19 protein-coding genes are annotated in these 21191 nt (G+C 74.5%); 7 read left to right on the forward strand and 12 right to left on the reverse strand.

The window, feature by feature from the left end:
• Positions 1-12 precede the first annotated feature (12 nt).
• Together KPF22_RS11255 and KPF22_RS11260 are read right to left on the reverse strand one after the other, a co-directional pair.
• On the reverse strand, positions 13-1800 hold the full coding sequence (locus KPF22_RS11255) for an SDR family oxidoreductase (RefSeq protein ID WP_224402008.1): 1788 nt from the start codon (positions 1798-1800) through the stop codon (positions 13-15).
• A gap of 102 nt (positions 1801-1902) precedes the next feature.
• Positions 1903-2469, reverse strand: a complete 567-nt coding sequence (locus tag KPF22_RS11260) for a hypothetical protein (protein ID WP_208822029.1) — start codon at positions 2467-2469, stop codon at positions 1903-1905.
• A 129-nt stretch (positions 2470-2598) separates the two neighbouring features.
• Here KPF22_RS11260 and KPF22_RS11265 point away from each other — a divergent pair, with 129 nt between their 5' ends.
• Together KPF22_RS11265 and KPF22_RS11270 are read left to right on the forward strand one after the other, a co-directional pair.
• Entirely contained in the window at positions 2599-3489 is an 891-nt protein-coding gene (locus tag KPF22_RS11265; RefSeq protein ID WP_208822032.1) for an alpha/beta fold hydrolase, read from the forward strand.
• 9 nt (positions 3490-3498) lie between these two features.
• The gene (locus tag KPF22_RS11270; protein WP_208822035.1) at positions 3499-4302 is read left to right on the forward strand and encodes a crotonase/enoyl-CoA hydratase family protein; all 804 of its coding nucleotides are present in this window, start codon (positions 3499-3501) and stop codon (positions 4300-4302) included.
• A gap of 1 nt (position 4303) precedes the next feature.
• Here KPF22_RS11270 and KPF22_RS11275 read toward each other — a convergent pair whose 3' ends face one another.
• The 5 genes from KPF22_RS11275 to KPF22_RS11295 all read right to left on the reverse strand — a co-directional run bounded on the left by KPF22_RS11275 (position 4304) and on the right by KPF22_RS11295 (position 9091).
• On the reverse strand, positions 4304-5572 hold the full coding sequence (locus KPF22_RS11275; protein ID WP_224402009.1) for an Nramp family divalent metal transporter: 1269 nt from the start codon (positions 5570-5572) through the stop codon (positions 4304-4306).
• Positions 5573-5667: 95 nt separating this feature from the next.
• Positions 5668-6153 (reverse strand): GNAT family N-acetyltransferase, encoded by a 486-nt coding sequence (locus KPF22_RS11280; RefSeq protein ID WP_062396171.1) that lies wholly within the window; start codon positions 6151-6153, stop codon positions 5668-5670.
• 4 nt (positions 6154-6157) lie between these two features.
• Positions 6158-6784 carry a YigZ family protein gene (locus tag KPF22_RS11285; RefSeq protein WP_208822038.1) on the reverse strand — a complete coding sequence of 209 codons (627 nt, stop codon included), beginning with the start codon at positions 6782-6784 and terminating at the stop codon, positions 6158-6160.
• Positions 6785-7095: 311 nt separating this feature from the next.
• The gene (locus tag KPF22_RS11290) at positions 7096-7392 is read right to left on the reverse strand and encodes a hypothetical protein (protein WP_224402010.1); all 297 of its coding nucleotides are present in this window, start codon (positions 7390-7392) and stop codon (positions 7096-7098) included.
• 13 nt (positions 7393-7405) lie between these two features.
• The gene (locus tag KPF22_RS11295) at positions 7406-9091 is read right to left on the reverse strand and encodes a sodium:solute symporter family protein (RefSeq protein WP_208822041.1); all 1686 of its coding nucleotides are present in this window, start codon (positions 9089-9091) and stop codon (positions 7406-7408) included.
• A 315-nt stretch (positions 9092-9406) separates the two neighbouring features.
• On the opposite strand from KPF22_RS11295, the gene KPF22_RS11300 reads away from it, so the two are divergent.
• Both KPF22_RS11300 and galT read left to right on the forward strand, forming a co-directional pair.
• A complete protein-coding gene (locus tag KPF22_RS11300; RefSeq protein WP_208822112.1) occupies positions 9407-10198 on the forward strand; it encodes a DeoR/GlpR family DNA-binding transcription regulator in 792 nt (263 codons plus the stop codon).
• Between the two features lie 14 nt (positions 10199-10212).
• Positions 10213-11292, forward strand: a complete 1080-nt coding sequence (gene galT / locus KPF22_RS11305; protein WP_224402414.1) for a galactose-1-phosphate uridylyltransferase — start codon at positions 10213-10215, stop codon at positions 11290-11292.
• 198 nt (positions 11293-11490) lie between these two features.
• Here galT and KPF22_RS11310 read toward each other — a convergent pair whose 3' ends face one another.
• The gene (locus tag KPF22_RS11310) at positions 11491-12615 is read right to left on the reverse strand and encodes a C40 family peptidase (RefSeq protein ID WP_224402011.1); all 1125 of its coding nucleotides are present in this window, start codon (positions 12613-12615) and stop codon (positions 11491-11493) included.
• A gap of 755 nt (positions 12616-13370) precedes the next feature.
• Here KPF22_RS11310 and KPF22_RS11315 point away from each other — a divergent pair.
• On the forward strand, positions 13371-14738 hold the full coding sequence (locus tag KPF22_RS11315; RefSeq protein WP_224402012.1) for a glycosyltransferase family 2 protein: 1368 nt from the start codon (positions 13371-13373) through the stop codon (positions 14736-14738).
• Positions 14739-14817: 79 nt separating this feature from the next.
• Here the strand turns inward: KPF22_RS11315 and KPF22_RS11320 are convergent, their stop codons facing one another.
• Together KPF22_RS11320 and KPF22_RS11325 are read right to left on the reverse strand one after the other, a co-directional pair.
• Positions 14818-15576 (reverse strand): enoyl-CoA hydratase, encoded by a 759-nt coding sequence (locus tag KPF22_RS11320; protein ID WP_224402013.1) that lies wholly within the window; start codon positions 15574-15576, stop codon positions 14818-14820.
• On the reverse strand, positions 15573-16742 hold the full coding sequence (locus KPF22_RS11325; protein WP_224402014.1) for a CaiB/BaiF CoA-transferase family protein: 1170 nt from the start codon (positions 16740-16742) through the stop codon (positions 15573-15575). Before KPF22_RS11325 ends, KPF22_RS11320 begins: the two co-directional genes overlap by 4 nt.
• 71 nt (positions 16743-16813) lie before the next feature.
• Between KPF22_RS11325 and KPF22_RS11330 the strand changes: the two genes are divergently transcribed.
• Positions 16814-17542 carry a GntR family transcriptional regulator gene (locus tag KPF22_RS11330; RefSeq protein ID WP_374107473.1) on the forward strand — a complete coding sequence of 243 codons (729 nt, stop codon included), beginning with the start codon at positions 16814-16816 and terminating at the stop codon, positions 17540-17542.
• A gap of 14 nt (positions 17543-17556) precedes the next feature.
• Here the strand turns inward: KPF22_RS11330 and KPF22_RS33090 are convergent, their stop codons facing one another.
• Both KPF22_RS33090 and KPF22_RS11340 read right to left on the reverse strand, forming a co-directional pair.
• Complete coding sequence (locus KPF22_RS33090; protein WP_224402015.1) at positions 17557-18315, reverse strand: IclR family transcriptional regulator; 759 nt, start codon at positions 18313-18315, stop codon at positions 17557-17559.
• 4 nt (positions 18316-18319) lie between these two features.
• The gene (locus KPF22_RS11340; RefSeq protein WP_208822053.1) at positions 18320-19717 is read right to left on the reverse strand and encodes an SLC13 family permease; all 1398 of its coding nucleotides are present in this window, start codon (positions 19715-19717) and stop codon (positions 18320-18322) included.
• Between the two features lie 279 nt (positions 19718-19996).
• On the opposite strand from KPF22_RS11340, the gene KPF22_RS11345 reads away from it, so the two are divergent.
• Positions 19997-21163, forward strand: a complete 1167-nt coding sequence (locus KPF22_RS11345; RefSeq protein WP_224402016.1) for an alanine--glyoxylate aminotransferase family protein — start codon at positions 19997-19999, stop codon at positions 21161-21163.
• Positions 21164-21191 lie beyond the last annotated feature (28 nt).

The following is a 21191-nucleotide window of genomic DNA, read 5'->3' on the forward strand; positions in this document are numbered from 1 at the left end:
TCGGACGGGTTCTCAGCGGGTGCCGTCGACGCGGGCGAGCGCGCGGACGAGGCCGGGGGACAGCCGGGACGCGAGCAGCCCGACGTGCGCCTCGGCGGTGACCGGGGCGACCGGCAGGTCCCGCTCGACGGCGCGGACCAGGCGGGCGGCGACGCGCTGCGGGGTGTACCCGCGCCGGGAGTAGGCGGCCGCGGCGTCGCGACGGCGGACGGCCTGGGTGGCGTCGTCGGTGCCGGCGAAGCGGGTCGCCCCGGTGATCGGGGTGTCGACGAACCCGGGGCACAGGGCCGTGACCCCCACCCCGGCGCCCGCCAGCTCGGCGCGCAGGCACTGCGACAGCATCAGCACCGCCGCCTTGGTCGTGGCGTAGGCCGGCAGCGAGCGCGACGGGAGGTACGCCGCCGCCGAGGCGGTGTTGACGATCGTGCCGCCCTCGCCGTGCGCGGCGAGCAGCGCGCCGAAGTGCCGGCAGCCGTGCACGACGCCCCACAGGTTCACGTCGACGATCCGCTGCCACTCCTGCGCCGTGGTGTCGGCGAACGACCCGGCGACGGCGATCCCGGCGTTGTTGACGACGAGGTCGGGCACCCCGTGCTCGGCCGCGACCTGCTCGGCGAGGGCGGCGACGGCGGCCTCGTCGGCGACGTCGACGACCGCGGCCACCGCGCGCCCGGGCCCGTGCCGCCGGGTCACCAGGTCGACGGTCTCCGCGGCGCCGGCCTCGGAGACGTCGGCGACGACGACCCGGCCCCCCAGATCGGCGACCTGGCGGGCGATCTCGCGGCCGATCCCGCTGCCCGCCCCGGTGACGACGGCGAGCCCGCCCTCCCAGCGCGACGCCCGGCCCGGCCGTCCCCCGGTGCGGACCAGGGCGGCGCCCCGGGCCCCCGCCCGCGCCAGCGCGGGCGCGGCGGTCCCGCCGCTGCGCTCGGCGACGAGCTCGCGGACACACCGGGCGATCACGCCCGCGCGCCGGCGGACGATCCAGTGCCCGCCGGGCAGGTAGCGGACCCGCAGGTCGGGGGCGTAGCCGGCGGCGCTCGTCGCCATCGCGGGGGTGACGTAGGCGTCGCCGAGCGGAGCCAGGATCTGCACCGGGACGTCGGTGCGGCGCGGCTGCGGGCGGCCGAGCCGCCGCGGCAGGTTCCGCCGGTAGAGCTCCAGGCCGTTGACCGCGTCGCGCACCGAGGGGCGCGGGATCCGCTCGGTCCGCGCCACCAGCGCGCCGAGCAGCCCGCTGCGGATCATCAGCTCGGGCAGCACCGGCACCCGGAACGCCAGGGTGTACCAGGAGTGCAGCGCCTGGGTGAGCACCGGCCGCAGGTCGCGGAGCCCGCGGCGGCGCAGGAACAGCGCCACGTGGTCCAGGCACGGGCCGGAGATCGAGGTGAACGACGCGACCCGGCCGTCCATCGCCGAGGGGGTGCCGTCCTCGCGCGTGACGGCGTGCCAGGTCTGGATCGAGCCCCAGTCGTGGGCGAGCAGGTGCACCGGGGCGTCGGGGGAGACGGCGTCGGTCACCGTGCGCAGGTCGGCGGCGAGGAGTTCCAGGTCGTAGCCGGCCGGGGCGCCGGGAGCGGCCGAGCCCCCGTGCCCACGCACGTCGTAGGTGACGACGTGGTGGTCGGCGGCGAGGTCCGCGGCGACGCGGTCCCACACGTGCCGGTCGTCGGGGTAGCCGTGCACCGCGACGACCGTCGGGTGCGACGGGTCGCCCCGTTCCTCCACGACCAGCTCCAGGCCGTCCTGCGTGGTCACCGTCCGGGTGCGGCTCGCGGACTCCACCTCGTTGTGAGACACACCGTCATCGTAGAAAACGTGTCAACAAGGCGCCACTCCCGGCCCGTCATCCGTCCCGGTGGCCGGGCGGGGCACCGCGCCGACGACGGCTGCGCCGCCGGGTCAGCCCCGGTCGTCGGCGGTGCGGGTGGGGTGCGGCGCCCGCCCGGCCGCCCACATCGTCCCGACCCGGGCGGCCACCGCGTCGTGCGCGGCCGCGGCCGCGGTCCCCGTGGTTCGGACCCCGGCCAGCGCGTAGAGCAGCTCGCCGTCGGCGCCCAGGTCGAGGTCCAGGACGCCGTGCACCCGGGCGAGCTCCAGCACCAGCGCCGGGGCCGTGGTGCCGGCCGCGGCGGCCGCCCGGCGCAGCGGCCCCTCGTCGGCGCCGGGCAGCGTCCGGGCACCGAGGGCGGCGGCGAGCAGGCCGAGCGCCGCGACGTCGGCCGGCCCGACCGGGACCAGGCACAGGTCCGGGCACGGCCCGGGGCCGTACCCGGGGCGGTGCTGGGCGGCGCGCAGCGGACCGGCCATCCGGCGCCAGCCGCGCAGCGCGTCCGCGGTCCCCGCCGGGGCGTCCGCGTCGCGCGCGAGCGACACCAGCGCGCACCCCAGGCGCCGGTCGGTGCGGTCCCACGCCCCGGGGTCGCGTGGCACGGCCCGCACCACCGTCCCCGTCGCCGCACCGGTCATCGCGCCTCCTCGTCGGCCCCTCGGTGACGCAGGTCGCCCGGTCCCCGCGCCCCGTTACCCGGCGTGGTCAGAACTGACGAGGGGCGTAGGTTCGAGCGGTCGTCCCCGTCCCACGAACAGAGGTCCCGCGTGTCCACCGCTCCGCCCACCTGGTTCACCGACGCACTCGCCGAGCCGGGGGAGCCCGGTCGCACCGAGAGCGACGGCGTCGAGATCCGCTTCCGCAGCTGGGGCACCCCGGGCGGGCCCGGCGTGCTGCTGGTGCACGGCGGCGCGGCGCACCTGCACTGGTGGGACCACATCGCCCCGCTGCTGGCCGAGGGCACGCGCCGGGTCGTGGCGGTCGACCTGTCCGGGCACGGCGACTCCGGGCGGGCGCCGTCCTACGACCTGGACCGCTGGGCCGTCGAGCTGCGTGCGGTGATCGACGCGTCGGGTCTCGGCCCCCGGCCGACGGTCATCGGTCACAGCATGGGCGGGTTCGTGACGCTCACCGCGGCGCTGCGCTACGGCGACGCGCTGGCCGGCGCCGTCGCCGTCGACTCCCCGGTCCGGGACCGGTCGCCGGAGGAGCGGGCCGCCCGCGAGCAGCGGGCGTTCGGCCCGGCGAAGGTGCACCCCGACCGCGACGCGCTGATCGCCCGGTTCCGCACCATCCCCGAGCAGCCCGGCGACCTGCCCTACGTGCACCGCCACATCGCCGAGCACAGCATCCGCGCGGTCGACGGCGGCTGGAGCTGGAAGTTCGACCCGGCCATCTTCGCCGGCATCTCGCTGACCCCCGGTGACCTCGGGCGGCCCGGCTGCCGGATCGCGCTGTTCCGGGCCGAGCACGGCCTGGTCCCGGCGGACATGGGGGAGATGGTCGTCGACCGGATGGGCCGGGCGGCGCCGGTCGTCGAGATCCCCGGGGCCGGGCACCACGTGATGATCGACCAGCCGCTGGCCCTGGTGACCGCGCTGCGGACGCTGCTCGCGGACTGGGAGCACTCGGTTCCGGTGGTGGCCCCCGCGATCTAGGGTGGCCCCATGACAGAGCAGTCAGAGCTGACTCCTTCCGGACCGGCCCCTTCCGAGGAGGAGGTGCTCGTCGAGCGGCGGGACGGCGTCCTGCTGATCACGATCAACCGGCCCCGTGCGAAGAACGCCATCGACGAGAAGGTGGCGCACGCCGTCGCCGCGGCCGTCGACGAGCTCGACGCCGACCCGGACCTGCGGGTCGGCGTGCTCACCGGGGCGGGCGGGGTGTTCTCCGCCGGGATGGACCTGAAGGCGTTCCTGCGCGGTGAGCGCCCGTCGTTGCCCGGCCGCGGGCTGTGCGGCATCACCCGGCGTCCGCCGGTCACCCCGATGATCGCCGCGGTGGAGGGCTGGGCGCTGGCCGGCGGGTTCGAGATCATGCTGGCCTGCGACCTCGTCGTCGCCGGGCGCGGCGCCCGGTTCGGGGTGCCGGAGGTGAAGCGGTCCCTGGTCGCCGCCGCGGGCGGCGCGCTGGAGCTGGCGAACCGGGTCCCCCGGGCGCTGGCCCTGGAGATGCTGCTGACCGGCGACCCGATCGACGCGACGCGCGCCGAGGCCGCCGGGCTGGTCAACCGGGTCGTCGACGACGGCGGCGCGCTGGACGCGGCGCTGGAGCTGGCCGGGCGGATCGCCGTGAACGGCCCGCTCGGGCTGGCCGCGTCGAAGCGGATCGTGCGCGAGAGCCCGGACTGGGGCGCGGACCGCTGGGAGCGCCACGACGCGGTCGTCGGCCCGGTGTTGTCCTCCGAGGACGCCCGCGAGGGCGCGACCGCGTTCGCCGAGAAGCGCGACCCGGTCTGGCGCGGCCGCTGACTCAGGCGACGAACGCCTCCCAGATCAGGAAGGCGTTCAACCCGACCACGACCGCGGCGACGACGACCGCCGCGGTCGTGGTGACGCGGTGGTTGACCAGGTCGCCCATCACCTCGCGGCGGGCGGTCAGCCACACCAGCGGGACCAGCGCGAACGGGATGCCGAACGACAGCACGACCTGGGAGAGCACCAGCGCCTGGGTCGGGTCGATCCCCGTGCCCAGCACCACCAGGGCCGGGGCGAGGGTCAGCAGCCGGCGCAGCAGCAGCGGGATCCGCCGCCGCAGGAACCCGGCCATGATGACCTGCCCGGCGTAGGTCCCGACGCCCGACGACGCGAAGCCCGAGGCCAGCAGCGCGATGGCGAACCCGTACGCGGCGACGGCGTCGAGCTCGCTGCCGAGCCCGGCGAAGATCCCCTCCAGGGTGTCGGTGCCCGGCACATCGGTGCCCGCGAACAGGGCTGCCGCGACGACCAGCATCGACAGGTTCACCAGCCCCGCGACGCCCATCCCGAGCACGATGTCGGTGCGCCCGACCCGCAGCAGGAACCGGGTGTCCTCGGGCCCGCGGGCGACCAGGCGGCCCTGGGTCAGCGCGGAGTGCAGGTAGATCACGTGCGGCATCACGGTGGCGCCGAGGATGCCGGTGGCGAGCACCAGCGAGCCGACGCCGTCGAAGCCGGGGACCAGACCTGCGGCCAGCGCGGGACCGTCGACGTCGGTGCGCACCACGGTGGACACCAGCCCGACCATGATGATCGCGAGCAGGAACACGATCGCCCGCTCGAACGGCCGGTGCCCGCGTGACTGCAGGCCCAGCAGCACGAAGGCGATCACGCCGGTGATCACCCCGCCGGTGAACAGCGGGATCCCGAACAGCAGGTGCAGGGCGACCGCGCCGCCGATCACCTCGGCCAGGTCGGTCGCGATCGCGACGAGCTCGGCCTGGGCCCACATGAACCGGTTCCGCCACGGGGTGAGGTGCTCGCGGCACAGCTCGGGCAGGTTCTTCCCGGTCGCGAGCCCGAGCTTGGCCGAGAGCGACTGGATGAGCATCGCCATCAGGTTGGCGACGACGATCACCCACACCAGCAGGTAGCCGTAGCCGGCGCCGGCGGAGAAGTTGGTCGCGAAGTTGCCCGGGTCGACGTAGGCGACGGCGGCGACGAACGCGGGCCCGAGGACGGCGAGCCTGCCGCGCCAGCCGCGCCGGCGCAGCTGCTCCACGCTCACCGGTGCCGCCGCTGCGGCGGTGTCCGTGCTCGTCATGTGCGCCCCCGCGAGGTGATGAGGTCCGGCGAAGAAGCAGTGTAGGCACGGCTAACTCCGCTGGTACAGAACTGTGACGGTGCAGGCCGTGCGGCTCACAGGTAGCGGTGCATCACGTGCAGGCCGGTGGTCGTGCCGTCGGGCAGGGTGAAGGCGTCGGGCACCGTGCCGACCGTGGCGAAGCCCAGCGAGTGCCACAGCGCGACCGCGCGGGTGTTGGTCGCCACGACGGCGTTGAACTGCATCGCGGAGTAGCCGTCCGCGCGGGCGAGGGCCAGCACGTGCTCGCCGAGCGCGCGTCCGGTGCCGCGCCCGGCCTCGCCCGCGTCGACCGCGAAGCTCGCGGTCGCGACGTGCGAGCCCGGTCCGGCCTGGTTGGGCCCGGTCTTCGCGGTGCCGACGACCCGGCCGTCCCGCACCGCCACGACGACCCGCGCCGGCGGCGGGAGCATCCACATGCGGGTGACCCAGGCGTCGTCGGCGTCGGGCGGGACGGTGTAGGTGCGGCCCTCGGCGAAGATCGGTCGGAGCACGGCGAGGACGGCGGGGAGGTCGTCGTCGGTGGCGGCGCGGATGTGCATGCGCTCAGGGTAGGTAGAGGTCGCGCGGGCCGGCGTCGAGCGCCTCGACGTCGCCGCCGGTGTGCTCGGCGAGCCAGTCGGCGAAGGCGCCGGTCTCCGGCTCGGCGACGGCCACGGTCAGCGTGACGTCCGTGCCGTGCGTGACGTCGCACAGCCGGTACGGGGAGTGGCGCAGGTCGTGCTCCAGGCGGCCGGCGCGGTCGTGGCCGACGGCGAGCAGCAGCTCCCGGTGCCGGACCCGGCGCAGCTCGCCGACCGTGTCCAGGGCTGCGGTCAGGGCGCCGGAGTACGCGCGGACCAGCCCGCCCGCGCCGAGCTTCGTCCCGCCGTACCAGCGCGAGACGACGGCGACGACGTCGGTCAGCCCGCGCCGGGTGAGCACCTCCAGCATCGGGACGCCGGCGGTGCCCGAGGGCTCGCCGTCGTCGCTGCTGCGGGCGGTGAGGTCCCCGGTGCCGGGGTCACCGATGCGCAGTGCGGTGCAGTGGTGGGTGGCGTCCGGCCCGGCCCGGCGGACGCGGTCGATCACGTCCTGGGCGGTCCCGACGTCGGCGACCCGGGCGACGGTGCAGAGGAAGCGCGACCGGGCGATCTCGGTCTCCGCGCTCCCGTCGCGGGCGATCACCCGCACGCCGCGACCGGCCTCACACCGTGACCGCGCTCGCGATCGGCGGCGCGTCGGGATCGATTCAGTGCATCCTGGGCGTGTCCGGTGACGAGGCCGCCCGCCTCACCCGGCGGGCTCCCTCGTCCACACCAGGCGGTTCCACCGCCGACATCGAAGGGACCCCCACCCATGAGCGACACCCTCCGCGTCCTGCGTTCCGGTCTGACCCGCGTGGCGCGCCGGATCGACGACTACACCCTCGCGGCGTTCAACCCGGTCTACCCGACCCCCGCCGACCGGGAGCGCTGAGGGCGCCCCCGGCCGGGGGAGTGCGGTCAGTCCTGCTGCTCCGGCGCGGCCAGCTTCAGCGGTCGCAGGTACACCCACAGCACGAACAACGCCCCGATGACCAGCATGCCGATGCCGGTGTCGAGGTTGAGGTTCGTCCCGCCGGTCTTGGCGAGGTTCTCCGGGTCGTCGCCCGACACGATCCCCATGACCAGCAGGACGATGCCGTAGACCCCGAACAGCAGGGCGATCACCGAACGCAGGTCGAACAGGTTCGCCGCGGTCGAGGAGACCGGGGCGTCGGTCCCGTGGTGGTCGGGGTGGTTCTCACTCTTCGAGCTCATCGCAGGTCTCCGCTCAGCCGAACACGACGTAGAGGACGACGGTCAGGGCCAGCACCAGCGCGCCGAGGACGTTCGGACTGCGGTACCAGCCGGCGTCGTCACCGTCGGTGGAGTGGGTGCGCGCCTCCTTCGGGGTCAGGCTCCAGGTCAGGCCGACCAGTTCGGCGTCCGGCTTCGGGGTGGTCACCATCGAGACCCCCGCGGACACGCCGACACCGACGACGAACGCCGCGATGGCGCCGACGAAGCTGCCCGCCTGGCTGGACATCGTCCAGACCTCGGTGCGGACCAGGACGTCGACCAGCACCGCCGCGGTGGTGCCGGAGAGCAGGCCGATCCAGGCCGACGGCCCGGTCATCCGCTTCCAGAACAGGCCGAGGATGAAGATCGCGAACAGCGGCGCGTTGAAGAAGCTGAACAGCGACTGGATGTAGTCCATCAGGTTCGCCGACCCGGACGCGATGAACGCGGTGCCGATCGCGAGCACGCAGCCGATGATCGTGACCAGCCGGCCGACGCCGAGGTAGTAGCGGTCGGCGCGGCCCGGGCGCACCCAGTCCTGCCAGATGTCGTAGGTGAACACCGTGTTGAACGAGCTGATGTTCGCCGCCATGCCGGCCATGAACGCGGCCAGCAGACCCGCGATCGCGACGCCGAGGATCCCGTTGGGCAGGACCTCCTTCATCAGCAGCGACAGCGCGTTGTTGTAGGTGATGCCCTCGACGGCGTCGCCGCCGCCCGACTTCACCGCGGCGATCTGCGGGACCAGGATCCCGGCGATCATGCCCGGGGTCACGATGACCAGCACGACCAGCGCCTTCGGGAAGGCACCGATGATCGGGGTCCGCCGCGCGGCGGACATCGACTTGGCCGACAGGGCGCGCTGGACCTCGGCGAAGTTCGTCGTCCAGTAGCCGAAGGACAGCACGAACCCGAGGCCGAACACGATGCCCAGCACCGACAGGAACGGGTTCGCGATCTCGGTGAGCGGGGTGCCGGGCCAGGCGTTCAGGTCCGCACCGGCGCTCGGGCCCTCGGTGACCGCACGGGTCAGGCCGTCCCAGCCGCCGACCCGGTTGAGCCCGGCGACGGTCAGCGGGATCAGCAGCGCGAGGATCACGAAGAACTGCAGGACCTCGGTGTAGATCGCGGCCGACAGCCCGCCGAGGGAGATGTAGCCCAGGACGACGACGGCCGCGACCGGGATCGCCAGGTACAGCGACCAGCCGAGCAGCGCCTCCAGGACCAGGCCCAGGGAGAACAGGTTGACCCCGGCGATCAGGATCGAGGCGACCGCGAAGATCACCGCCTGCACCCGCTGGGTGGTCTTGTTGAACCGCTTGAGCAGGAACTCCGGGACGCTGCGGGCCTTGGAGCCGTAGTAGAACGGCATCATCACGATGCCGAGGAACACCATCGCCGGGATCGCGCCCAGCCAGTAGTAGTGCACCGTCGGGATGCCGAACTGGGCCCCGTTGGCCACCATGCCGATCAGCTCGATCGCACCGAGGTTGGCCGAGATGAACGCCAGACCGGTGATCCAGGCCGGCATCGACCGGCCGGACAGCAGGAAGTCGAGGCTGGAGGACACCGAGCGCCGCGCCGCGAAGCCGATGCCGAGCACCAGTACGAAGTAGAACGCGACCAGCAGGTAGTCGACCAGGTTCGGGTTGAGGCGCAGGACCTCCTGGGCGGTCATGCCGCGTCCTCCCGGGACGTCCCCGGGGCCCGCCGGGCCGTCTCGTGATGATCCATCTCGGGTAGCTCCTCGCCGTCGAGTGCGTGCGCTGCCGGTCCGCCGGCCGGTGGTGCACGACGGCACGTTGCGCGGACCAACGCACAAGCTAGACCGCACTCGATCAGAAGTGAACACTTTCGCTCGAATTCGAGACCGCTCGGTGACCTCCGCGCACGGTTCGACCGGGTCTCGACACGCAGGGTCGACCCTTGCCGCACGTTCGGTTGTGTTGCATTCTGTGCGGGTGAAGTCCCGACGGTGTCCGGCCCGGACGCGATGAGCCTGCTCGCCGAGCAGCGGCGCGAGGTGATCGTGGAGCAGGTCCGCACCCGCGGCGCGGTGCGGGTGTCCGAGCTCGCCGACCACCTCGGCGTGTCCGAGATGACCGTGCGCCGCGACCTCGACGTGCTGGCCCGGCGACGCCTGGTGGACAAGGTGCACGGCGGCGCGACGGCCGTCGGCGAGCACACCACCTCCGAGCCCGGGTTCGCCGCGAAGTCGGTGTGCGAGCTGGAGGAGAAGGACGCCATCGCCGCCGCGGCCGCCGAGCTGGTGACCCCCGGCGCCGCGATCGGCCTGTCCGCGGGCACGACGACCTGGCGGCTCGCCCAGCTGCTCGCCGCCGTGCCGCGGCTGACCGTGGTGACCAACTCCGTCGCCGTCGCCGACGCGTTCCACACCGGTGGCGCCGACGCCCGCGGGACCACGGTGATCCTCACCGGGGGCGTGCGGACGCCCTCGGAGGCACTGGTCGGCCCGGTCGCGATCACCGCGCTGCGCTCGCTGAACCTGGAGACGGTGTTCCTCGGGGTGCACGGCATGAGCGCCGCGGCGGGCTTCTCCACCCCGAACCTCACCGAGCGCGACACCAACCGCGCCCTCATCGAGTCCGGCAGCAGGCTCGTGGTCGTCGCCGACCACACCAAGTGGGGCACCGTCGGGATCTCGACGATCGCCGAGCTGTCCGAGGCCGACGTCCTCGTGACCGACTCCGGTCTGGCCGACGCCGACCGTGCGGTCCTCGAGGGCGAGGTCGACCACGTGATCATTGCCCGCCCCGGAAGGTGACGCCCGTGCAGAAGGTGCAGAAGCTGACCACCCGGATGGCCGACGGCCGGGAGATCATCTGGTTCGACGGCCCCGACCACGCCCCCCGCGACCCGGCCGATCTCGTCGACGCCCGCGACCTCCCGCGGGTCGTGCCCGCCTCCCAGCTGCGGTACGACGCGCCGGCCGGGGAGTGGGTGACGATCGCCGCGCACCGCCAGGACCGGACCTACAAGCCGCCGGCCGACCAGTGCCCGCTGTGCCCCAGCCGCGACGGCCGCCACACCGAGGTGCCGAGCCCGGAGTACGGCGTCGTCGCGTTCGAGAACCGGTTCCCGTCGTTCGGGTCGGCGCCCGGCGCGCCGCTTCCCGAGCCGGGCGCGGTGCCGCAGGCGGCGTCGGGCCGGTGCGAGGTCGTCTGCTTCACCGACGACCACGACACCCCGTTCTCCCGGCTGACGCCCGACCGCGCCCGCCTGGTGCTGGAGGCCTGGGCCGACCGGACCGCCGAGCTGGGCGCCCGGCCGGGGGTCCGCTACGTCTTCCCGTTCGAGAACCGGGGTGCCGAGATCGGCGTGACGCTGTCCCACCCGCACGGCCAGATCTACGCCTACCCCTACGTCCCGCCGTTCCCGCAGCGGATGCTCGCCCACGTCGCCGCGCACCGGGAGGCGACCGGGGAGAACCTGTTCGACACGCAGCTGGCCGCCGAGCGGGCGGGGGAGCGGGTCGTCGTCGCGGGGGAGCACTGGACGGCGTTCGTGCCGCAGGCGGCGCGCTGGCCGGTCGAGGTGCACCTGTACCCGCACCGTCCGACCCCGGACCTGCCCGCCCTCGACGAGGCCCAGCGCGCCGAGTTCGCGACCCTCTACCTCGACGTGCTGCGCCGCCTCGACGCCCTCTACGACGACGAGCTGCCCTACGTCGCGGGCTGGAACCAGGCCCCGGTGCTGGAGTCCGACGGTCGCTCCGACGCCCGGCTGCACCTGCGCCTGCACTCGATCCGCCGGGCGCCCGGGAAGATCAAGTACCTGGCGGGGTCGGAGTCCGGCGCGGGCGCGTTCATCTCCGACGTGCTGCCCGAGGCGGTCGCGGAGCGGCTGCGTTCGCTGTAGCCGGGGTCGGACGGCGGCTGCGGAACGCGCGGTGATCCGTTGTCCGCGCGCGTCCGGAAGCGCGCGTCCGGCGGATCTGCGCGCGGAACGCGGATCATCGAGCGGGACGTGGACCGCGGACGTGCTCCGCCCCGACGTGCGTCGAGGCCGGTACCCCTCCCCAGGGGCACCGGCCTCGGACGTCGGTGACGCGGTCGGTCAGACCCGGACCGCGTTGTGGAACGGCATCGCGTCGATGTCGGAGTACTTGACCGGCTCGCCGCTGGTGGAGGCGTGGAGCACCTTGCCGTTGCCGGCGTAGATGCCGACGTGGCTCACCGGGGAGTAGAAGAACACCAGGTCGCCGGGCTTGAGCTGGCTCTTGGAGACCGGGGTGCCGTCCATCTGCGACTGCGCGCTGGAGGTACGCGGCAGGTCGACGCCGATCTGCTCGAACGCCCAGACCATCAGACCGGAGCAGTCGAACGCGCTCGGGCCGGTGGCGCCCCACTTGTAGGGCTTGCCGAGCTGCTGCTTGGCCTGGGCGAGCGCCTGGACGCCGTCCGAGGAACCGGTCAGACCGCCGACGATGTCGCCGAGCCCGCCGCCGTCACCGTCGTCGTCACCGCCGCCGCCGTTGCGGGCGGCCGCCTCGGCGGCCTTCGCACGGGCCTCGGCCGCCTTCGCGGCGGCCTCCTTCTGGGCGACCGCGGCGATGCGGGCCGCGTCGGCCTTCTCGAACGCCTGCGGGACCGACGCGGTGACGTGCTCGAAACCGCTGGTCAGGGTGGACGCGGCGTCGCTGGTGCCGGTGCCGCCGTGCTCGGAGCCCGCGGCCGGGACCGACAGCTTCATCGTGGCCTCGTCGGCCGCGCCGGTGAGGTCCATGTCCGCGGAGGTCTCGGGGGACTGCTCCGGCGAGCTGAGCGTCGACACGACGCCCATGACCGCGGTGGCGCCGACCAGGGTGGCCGACATGGTCGCGACGACCGCCCGCGGGTGACGCCCGAGCGGCCCGGTGTCCGAGGTGCCGCGGAGCAGGCCGATCGCGGTCCGCGAGGTGACGCCGGCGGGGGTGTCCGGCACGTCGCGGGTGATGACGGTGTCGACGCCGGACGCGGCGGGGAGGCCGGTCGCGGGGGTGTCGATGCGCTCCAGGTCCGGGCCGGGGGCCTCGGAACGGCGGGCTCGGCGGCTGCCGGGCGCGGGGGTGTCGAAACCGGCCTCGGAGTACCGCGCGAGCAGATCGGCGGCGGAGATGCCCGCGCCGGCGTCACGGTCCCGGCGACGCCGGGGGACGTCGCTCTCGGGTGTATGGAGGTCCGGGGTGAGTGCAGTGGTCATTCGGGGGTCCTCGCCACCCCGGATCCGCCCCGGTCCTCGTGACCGGACACGGCTCCGCCCGCTGCGTGCTGGGTGGGCGCCAGGGGGAGTGTCGGCCAGCGGGGAGCGGGGGACCGACCAGGCGCACCAGCCGACATCTCGTCGACCAGCCAGGAGCGACCGTAACCGCTCCGTGACACGCGCACCGACCGGGCTCGCCGGGTGTGCGGCGAACGGCCGGTCCGGAGCGACCCACGCACCGGACCCGCGTCCAACGGTGGGTGCGGTGCGCCGTTCGGGTCGTACGGTCGGTGTGCTGCGCCGAACGGTGTGTGCGAGCCGGTGTCGCGGTGCGCACCGTGACCGGGAAAGCCCCGGACGGACCAGCCCGTCACGAACCCGGCACGCCCGCCGGCCACGCCCGGGCGGCACCTCCTCCGGTGACTGCGCCGGGAGGCCGTCCGGGCCGTGGCGGACGGAGCAGCGCGCGGGAGGTGTCCCGTGCCTGGTGAGCGCGGGTACCGGGTGCTCTGCCACGATCGGGGTGCGTGCCGACCGTGACCGGCGTGGCGCGCACCGGCCGGCCCGACGCCGGGGTCCGGTGCCCGGGGCGGGATCCCGGTGCGGCGCGACGTGACGTCGGCCGCACACGGTGAACCGGGCGGCGGTCCGCGACGTAGGCACACGGGGTCATGTCCGCGAGCGGACGGGTCCCCGGGGCCGGACCACCGACACGGACCCACCGACGAGGACACACGACCCGGGAGGTCGCAGCAGTGCCGGACCGAGCAGGCGGCCCCGTCTGGGTGGGCGAGCTCGCCCACCGCCGTGCCGAGCACGGCACGGGTCGTGGGGCCGGTGACCTCGTCGTCCCGCCGCGGTTCGGCTCGGCCCGGCTGCTGGTGACCGACGGCGGCGTGCCCGTCGGGCAGGCCGACGTCCCGCTGCACGAGGGCCGGGCGCGCGCCGCCGACCTGGCCCGGGCCGCCGCGGCCGTCGCCGGGCGTGAACCGCCGGGGGAGCCTGCGGTGTCGGCCGAGCCGCTCACCGTCGTGGTCGCGACGCGGGGGCGGCCGGAGAGCGTGCGCCGCTGCCTGGCCGCGGTGCTGGCAGGCGACCACCCGGACGTGACCGTGCTCGTCGTCGACAACGATCCGCCCGACGAGCGCACCCGCGAGGTCGTCCGTGACTGCGCGGACCCGCGGGTCCGCTACGTCCGCGAGCCGCGCCGGGGTGTCTCGGTCGGGCGCAACCGCGGCCTCGCCGAGGCCCGCACCGCGGTCGTCGCGTTCACCGACGACGACACCGAGCCCGACCCGCGGTGGGCGTCGCGGATCGCCGGGTCCTTCGCCGAGGACCCGGGGCTCACCGCGCTGAGCGGGCCGGTGCTCGCCGCGCGGCTGGAGACCCCCGAGGAGCGGGCCGCCGACGTCGCGCTGGCCTGGAACAAGGGCTTCCTGCCGCGCCGGTTCCGGCTCGACGACCCGCCCGCGGACTCCCCGGTGTTCCCGTTCTCTCCGGGCCTGTTCGGGATCGGCGCCAACCTGGCGGTGCGCGCCGAGCCGGTCCGTGCGCTCGGCGGGTTCGACGAGGCTCTGGGACCGGGCCGGCCCACCCGGGGCGGTGAGGACATCGAGCTGCTGGTCCGGATCGTGCTCGACGGTGGCACCCTGGCCTACCTGCCCTCGGCGTGGGTGTGGCACCACCACCGGCCGTCGCCGGGGGAGCTGCGCGAGCAGATGGGCGGCTACGCGCTGGGTCTGGGCGCGTTCCTGGGCAAGGTCGCACTGGACCCGCGGGCGCGCCGGCTCGCGGTGCGCCGGTTCCCGGCCGCGGTCGGGCGCCTGCGTGACATCGTGCGCCGCGAGTCCTCGACGCCGGCGACGGTCGCGCGGGCCCGGCAGGAGCCCGCGCCCGCCGCGGTCGGCGCGCCCGGCCCGACCCCGGGGCCGGTCCCGATCGCGACCGAGGAGCGCCCGGCGCCGCAGGACGTCGCCGCGCTGCCGGGCGGCGCGGGTGCCCGCAAGCTGCGCGGGCTGGTGTCCGGTCCGGCGCTCTACCTCCAGGCGCGCCGTCAGGTGCAGGCCGAGGGCGGGACGACCCCGCCGCTGACCGGCCCGGCCCGGCCGCTGCGGCGGCGCTGACCGCGGTCCGGGCCCGGCGGGCCCGCCACCGGGCGCCGACCCCGGGGTCACCGGCCCGACGGCGGACCGGAGCCCGGGATCAGGTCCCGGTCCAGCTCGGGGTGCCGCCCTGCCCGAACCCGGCGACCGTCGTGCGGAAGTCGGTCGATCCGTAGACCCGGTCGACCACCGCGGTGTCGTCGGCGGACCGGTCGTCCAGCAGCCGTTTGGTCGCCCAGATCGTCAGGGGTGCGCCGGTGGTGAGCCGCCCGGTGAGCGCGTCCAGTCCCGCGTCGAGGTCGTCGACGACGGCGTGCAGGAACCCCGGCACCCGCGCGGCCTCCGCTGTCTCCAGCATCCGCGCGGTGAGCAGCAGGTCCGCGGTCAGCGGTCGGCCCAGGGCCTCGACCATCAGGTCCAGGGTCCGCGCGGACAGGCAGTTGCCCAGCGTGCGGGCGATCGGCACGCCGAACCGGGACCCGGGCGTCGCGATGCGCAGGTCGGCCGCGCAGGCGATGCCCAGCCCGCCGCCGACGCAGTACCCGGCGACCGCGGCCACGGTGGGCACGCCGACGGCGCGGACCCGGTCGAGCACGGCGGTGACCCGACGCTCGTAGGCCACCCCGTCGGCGCCCGAGGTGAACGCGCGGAACTGGCCGATGTCGGTGCCCGCGGCGAAGGCCCGGCCGCCCTCGCCGCGCACGACGAGCGCCCGGACCTCCGGGTCGGCATCGGCCCGCTCGCACGCCGCCACCAGCCCCTCGTACATGTCCCAGGTCAGTGCGTTGCGCCGCTCGGGACGGCGGAAGGTCACGGTGAGTACCCCGGCCGCGAGCTCCGCGGTCACCTCCGGGCTCACGCGTGGCCCCCGCGTGCGGGGTCGGACAGCTCGGCGAGGACGTCGTCGGTCGCCGCGCCGAGCGGGGGCCCGGCGGTGCCCCGCCGCGCGGGGGTGCGGGAGAAGCGCATCGGCGACCCCAGCTGGCGGACCGCGGGCAGGGTCGGGTGCGGGGCGTCCCAGAAGAAGTCCCGGCCGGTGAGCAGCGGGTCGGTGAAGACCTCGTCGTAGCCGGCGATGGACGCGCAGGGGACCCCGGCCGCGTCGAGCGCGGCGAGCACGTCGGACGACGACCGGGTGCTCGTGACCGTCTCGATGCAGTCGATCAGCGCCACCCGGTTCGCCAGCCGCGAGCCGGGGTCGGCGAAGCGCGGGTCGCGCTCGAGGCGTTCCAGCCCGAGCGCAGCGCACAGCGACGTCCAGAGCCGGGTGGTGTTCGCACCGACCGTCACGTGCCCGTCGCGGGTGCGGACGGCCTGGTAGGGGGCGTAGCGCTGGTGGGCCGAGCCCTGCCGCGTGGGCACCTCCCCGTCGCCGAGGTACATGCCGGCCTCCCACACCGCGAGCGAGACACCCGACTCCAGCAGCGAGACGTCGATGTGCTGACCGGTCCCGGAGCGGTCCCGCTCGCGCAGCGCCGCGGTCACCGCGAGCGCCACGTAGAGCGCGGTCACCAGGTCGCAGACCGGCACGCCCACCTTGACCGGGTCGCCGTCGGGCTCCCCGGTCACGCTCATCAGCCCGCTCGCGGCCTGCGCCATGATGTCGAGCCCCGGCCGCGTCGCGGCCGCACCGTCGACACCCCAGCCCGACGCCGAGGCGTACACCAGCTCCGGACGGCGCTCGGCCAGGGCTGCGTAGCCGAGCCCGAGCCGGTCCATCGCGCCCGGACGGAGGTTCTCCACGACCACGTCGGCGCGGTCGACCAGCGCCAGGAACGCGGCGCGGCCCCGCTCGTCCTTGAGGTCGAGGACGACGGACTCCTTGTTGCGGTTGAGCCGCAGGAACGGGGAGCTCTCGCCGTCGAGGAACGGGCCCGCCGCCCGGGTCGGGTCGCCGGTGCCCGGTGGCTCGACCTTGACCACCCGGGCTCCGAGGTCGGCGAGCTGCATCGTCGCGAACGGCGCGGCCATGAAGGCCCCCACCTCCAGCACGAGCACTCCGGTCAGCGGTGGGTCGGTCTGCATCGGCAGCCCTCCGGGGTCGTCGGCGTCGGCCTTGATATACGGTATACGGAAACGCGGGAGAGGTGGGTGCGGTGACGGCGGTGCACACGGGTACCGGTGGCCGGATCGTCGCGCCGCCGTCCATGGCGGAGCTGGCGACCGACGCCCTGCGCGCGATGATCTTCTCCGGCGAGCTCGCGCTGGGGGAGCGGCTGGTCGAGGCGCGCCTGACCGAGCGGCTCGGGGTCTCCCGCCCGCCGTTGCGTGAGGCGCTGCAGACGCTGACCCACGAGGGACTGGTCGTCGCGCACCCGCGGCGCGGCGCGACCGTGCGCACGCTGACCCGGCACGACGTCTACGAGATCGTGACCCTGCGCGAGGACCTGGAGGCGCTCGCCGTCCGCCTCGGTGTGCCGGTACGCGTGCCCGAGCGGCTGGAGCGCTGCCGGGCGGCCCTGGCGGCGTTCGAGGAGGTCGGCCGGGCCGGCGACGAGAGCAGGTTCCTGCACCACAAGTTCGAGTTCCACCTGTCGCTGGTCGCACTGGCCGGGCACTCGCGGCTGACCGAGGCCTACCGGGCGCTGTCGTTCCAGATGCAGCTGTGCATGGCGATGAACCGCACCGCCCGTCGCGAGTCGCTGCTGGAGAACGTCGAGCGGCACCGTGAGCTGCTCGCCGTGGTCGAGGCGGGGGACCCGGAGGTCGCGCAGCGGGCCCTGACCGAGCACGGCCACACCTCGTTCCTGCTCGACCTCGTCGACCGGCTCGACGGCGGTACGCCGGAGTCCGAGGAGTGGCTGGCCCGCCGACGCGGGGCCTGAGCTCCGGTCGGCGCTCACGCGAGCGTCCCGCCGATGCCCTCGGCGGCGGCCCGCAGCAGGGCGGCCGCCTCGGGGACGCGGTCGTGCCCGAAGCGGTGGATCGGGCCGGACACCGACAGCGCCGCCGGGCTGGACACCCCGGCGAGCGGGACGGCCACGCAGAACACGCCGACCTCCTGCTCCTCGGCGTCCACGGCGAACCCGGCCCGGCGGATGCGGTCGAGCTCGTCGAGCAGCCGGTCGGGGTCGACGACGGTGTGGTCGGTCGCCGCGGGCAGTCCGGTGGAGCCCAGCAGCCGCCGTGCCGCGGGTGCGGGCAGCTGGGCGAGCAGTGCCTTCCCGACGCCGGTGCTGTGCAGCGGCACCCGTCGCCCGACCTCGGTGAACGTGCGCATCGAGTGCGGCCCGGGCACCTGCGCGGTGTAGACGGCGCGCTCCCCGTCGAGCACGGCCATGTTGGCGGTCTCGCCGAACCGCTCCGCCACCGCGCGCAGGTCGTCCCCGGCGCGCACCCCCAGCACCCGCGACGCCCGGTCCCCGAGCCCGATCAGCCGGGGTCCGAGGGTGTAGCGGCGGTTGGTGACCTGGTGGGCGTGGCCGAGCTCGCGCAGGGTCGCGACGATCCGGTGGATCGTGGGCTGCGGCAGGTCGACGGCCACGGCGAGCTCGCTGATCGACAGCTCCCCGTCCGCCTCGGCCAGCACGTCGAGGATCCGGAAGGCCCGGACGACGGACTGGACGCCACCGCCCGGGCCTGCTCCCGTTCCCGGCACCGGATCAGCCCCAGCCGGGGACGACGAAGATCAGCCAGCTCAGCAGCGGCGCCACCGCGCACATGCTGAAGCCCCAGATCATGAGCCCGCGGAACACCCGGTCGGTCCGGTCGGCCGGCGCGTTCGCGACGACGAGCGCCCCGCTGGTGGAGAACGGCGAGGAGTCCACCACCGACGACGACAGCGACAGCGCGATGATCAGGCCGACCGCGCCCACCTCGCCGGCGAGCAGGAACGGCACGGCCAGCGGGATCAGGGCGCCGAGGATGCCGGTGGTCGAGGCGAACGCGGACACGATCGCGCCGATCAGGCAGATGATGATCGCGGCCAGCAGCGGGGACCCGATCGTCGTCACGAGGTTGCCGAGCCAGTCGATGGTGCCGACCCGCTCCATCAGCGACACGAAGGTCACGATCCCGCAGATCAGCAGCACCGTCGGCCACGCGACCTGCCCGACGGCCGCCTTGGCCGACGACGGCGAGATGACCGAGAGGACCGCGGCCACGGTCAGCGCGGTGAAGCCGACGTCGAGGCCGAACGCGAGTGCGCCGACGGCCAGGGCGACCAGGCCCAGGATCGTGAACACGTGGTCGCGTTCGAGCGGGCGGTGCGGCTCGTCGTCCGGGCCGACCGGCTCGGCGGCCCCGGACCCACCCGACCCGGACCCGCCGGTGACTGTCCGTGACCGGCCGTGCGGCACGGCGCCGCCGCCCAGGGCGAGCGATGTGCCCGGCTCGGCGGCCACGGCGACCCGGTCGCCGCCGGCGCCCGAGGATCCCGCGGCATCCCGGGAACGGCGGAGCAGTTCCCGCCCGCCGAACATCAGGAACACGACGACGCTGAGCACGAGATTGAACACGAACGACGAGACGAACAGCAGTCCCGGATTGCTCGGCAGGTTGTTGCGGGCGACGACACCGTTCACGATGCTGCCGAAGATGCTGATCGGTGAGAAGCCGCCGGCGCTCGCCCCGTTGATGATGAGAAGGCCCATCAGCATCGGGTTGATCTTGTAGCGCTGGGCGAATCCCATGCCGATCGGCGCGATGATGGCGACCGCGGCGGGGACGACGGCGCCGACCGCGGTCAGGACCGCGGTGACGCCGAACATGACCCACGGGATCAGGGCGATCCGGCCGCCGACGGCCCGAACGGCCAGCTGGACCAGGCGATCCACCGTCCCGTTGCCCTTGGCGATGGCGAACAGCAGGGTCACGCCGACGAGGATCACGAACAGGTCGCCGGGGAACCCGCCGACGATGTCGTCGGTGTCCTCCCCGACGAACGCCGTACCGACGACGAACGCGGCGACGAAGGCCAGCGCGCCCATGTGGACCGGGAGGATCGTCGCTATCAGGAACACCAGGGCGAGTGCCACGATGGTGATGAGTTCGATGGACATCGTTTTCCTCTGGGGTCGGCACTGACGCAGACAGGAACTGATGACGCGGTCCGTGCGACGTCGCCGGGCCGCATTTTCCGCAATGCGGAAAACGAATTCGATATCCCGAGTATCAGCAGGATCACACACGCCCGTCAAGCGGCGTCGATGCCGCCCGCCGAGGTGCGTGCCGGCCCTGCTGCACCCTCTCGACGGCAGACTGTAGACGGTATACCGTCATCAGCGCGAGACCCGGATTCCGCCATCCGGAACCATCGGTCACCGAACGTGGAGGACCTCATGACGTACGCAGCCGGTCGGCACTTCCTGCAGATCCCCGGCCCGACGAACGTGCCGGACTCGGTGCTGCGCGCGATGTCGGCCGCGACGATCGACCACCGCGGCCCGGACTTCCAGGCGCTGGGGACGGAGCTGCTGCGCGACGTCCGCCCGGTCTTCGGCACCACCGGCCCGGTCGTGATGTACCCGGCCACCGGCACCGGGGCGTGGGAGGCGGCCCTGGTCAACACCCTGAACCCGGGGGAGACGGTGCTGTGCTTCGAGACCGGGCACTTCGCCACGCTGTGGCAGGAGATGGCGGGCCGGCTCGGGCTCCGGGTGGACCTCGTGCCCGGCGACTGGCGGCACGGGGCGGACCCCGCCGTCGTCGCCGAGCGGCTCGCCGCCGACACCGGCCGTCGGATCGCCGCGGTCTGCGTGGTGCACAACGAGACCTCGACCGGTGTCACCAGCCGGGTCGCCGAGATCCGCGCCGCGATGGACGCCGCCGACCACCCCGCCCTGCTGCTGGTCGACACCATCTCCTCGCTCGGCTCGATGGACTACCGGCACGACGAGTGGGGCGTCGACGTGACCGTCGCCGGCTCGCAGAAGGGGCTGATGCTGCCGCCGGGGATGAGCTTCAACGCGATCAGCGCCAAGGCCCTGGAGCGCTCCCGCACCGCGACGATGCCGCGCATCTTCTGGGACTGGGGCCCGATGCTCGCGGCCAACGAGCGCGGCTTCTTCCCCTACACCCCGAACACCAACCTCATGTACGGGCTGAAGGAGGCGCTGCGCCTGCTCCACGACGAGGGCCTGGGGAACGTCTTCGCCCGCCACACCCGCCACGCCGAGGCCACCCGGGCCGCGGTGCGGGCGTGGGGCCTGGAGGTGCTGGCCCTCGACGAGCGCGAGTACTCCAGTGCGCTCACCGCCGTGCTCGTCCCCGACGACGTCGACGCCGACAAGGTCCGCGCGGTGATCCTCGACCGCTTCGACATGTCGCTGGGCGCCGGTCTCGGCCGCCTCGCCGGGCGCATCTTCCGGATCGGCCACCTCGGTGCGTTCAACGACCTCACGCTGGCCGGGACCCTCGCCGGTGTCCAGATGGGCCTCGGTCTCGCCGGGGTGCCGGTCGCGGGCTCCGGCCTCGACGCGGCGCTGGAGCGGCTGCAGACCGACTGACCCGCCCCGACCGCCCCCGCACCGTCGC

Source organism: Pseudonocardia sp. ICBG1034 (assembly GCF_020131375.1).
Classification (GTDB): domain Bacteria; phylum Actinomycetota; class Actinomycetes; order Mycobacteriales; family Pseudonocardiaceae; genus Pseudonocardia; species Pseudonocardia alni.

What these genes read in the sequence shown, in the direction of transcription:
- KPF22_RS11280 (WP_062396171.1), bottom strand. Translation starts at nt 6,153, where the DNA reads ATGCACATCCGCGCCGCCACCGACGACGACCTCCCCGCCGTCCTCGCC.
- KPF22_RS11260 (WP_208822029.1), bottom strand. Translation starts at nt 2,469, where the DNA reads ATGACCGGTGCGGCGACGGGGACGGTGGTGCGGGCCGTGCCACGCGAC.
- KPF22_RS11325 (WP_224402014.1), bottom strand. Translation starts at nt 16,742, where the DNA reads ATGCAGACCGACCCACCGCTGACCGGAGTGCTCGTGCTGGAGGTGGGG.
- KPF22_RS11270 (WP_208822035.1), top strand. Translation starts at nt 3,499, where the DNA reads ATGACAGAGCAGTCAGAGCTGACTCCTTCCGGACCGGCCCCTTCCGAG.
- KPF22_RS11290 (WP_224402010.1), bottom strand. Translation starts at nt 7,392, where the DNA reads ATGAGCTCGAAGAGTGAGAACCACCCCGACCACCACGGGACCGACGCC.
- KPF22_RS11275 (WP_224402009.1), bottom strand. Translation starts at nt 5,572, where the DNA reads ATGACGAGCACGGACACCGCCGCAGCGGCGGCACCGGTGAGCGTGGAG.
- KPF22_RS11310 (WP_224402011.1), bottom strand. Translation starts at nt 12,615, where the DNA reads ATGACCACTGCACTCACCCCGGACCTCCATACACCCGAGAGCGACGTC.
- KPF22_RS11295 (WP_208822041.1), bottom strand. Translation starts at nt 9,091, where the DNA reads ATGACCGCCCAGGAGGTCCTGCGCCTCAACCCGAACCTGGTCGACTAC.
- KPF22_RS11345 (WP_224402016.1), top strand. Translation starts at nt 19,997, where the DNA reads ATGACGTACGCAGCCGGTCGGCACTTCCTGCAGATCCCCGGCCCGACG.
- KPF22_RS11340 (WP_208822053.1), bottom strand. Translation starts at nt 19,717, where the DNA reads ATGTCCATCGAACTCATCACCATCGTGGCACTCGCCCTGGTGTTCCTG.
- KPF22_RS11300 (WP_208822112.1), top strand. Translation starts at nt 9,407, where the DNA reads ATGAGCCTGCTCGCCGAGCAGCGGCGCGAGGTGATCGTGGAGCAGGTC.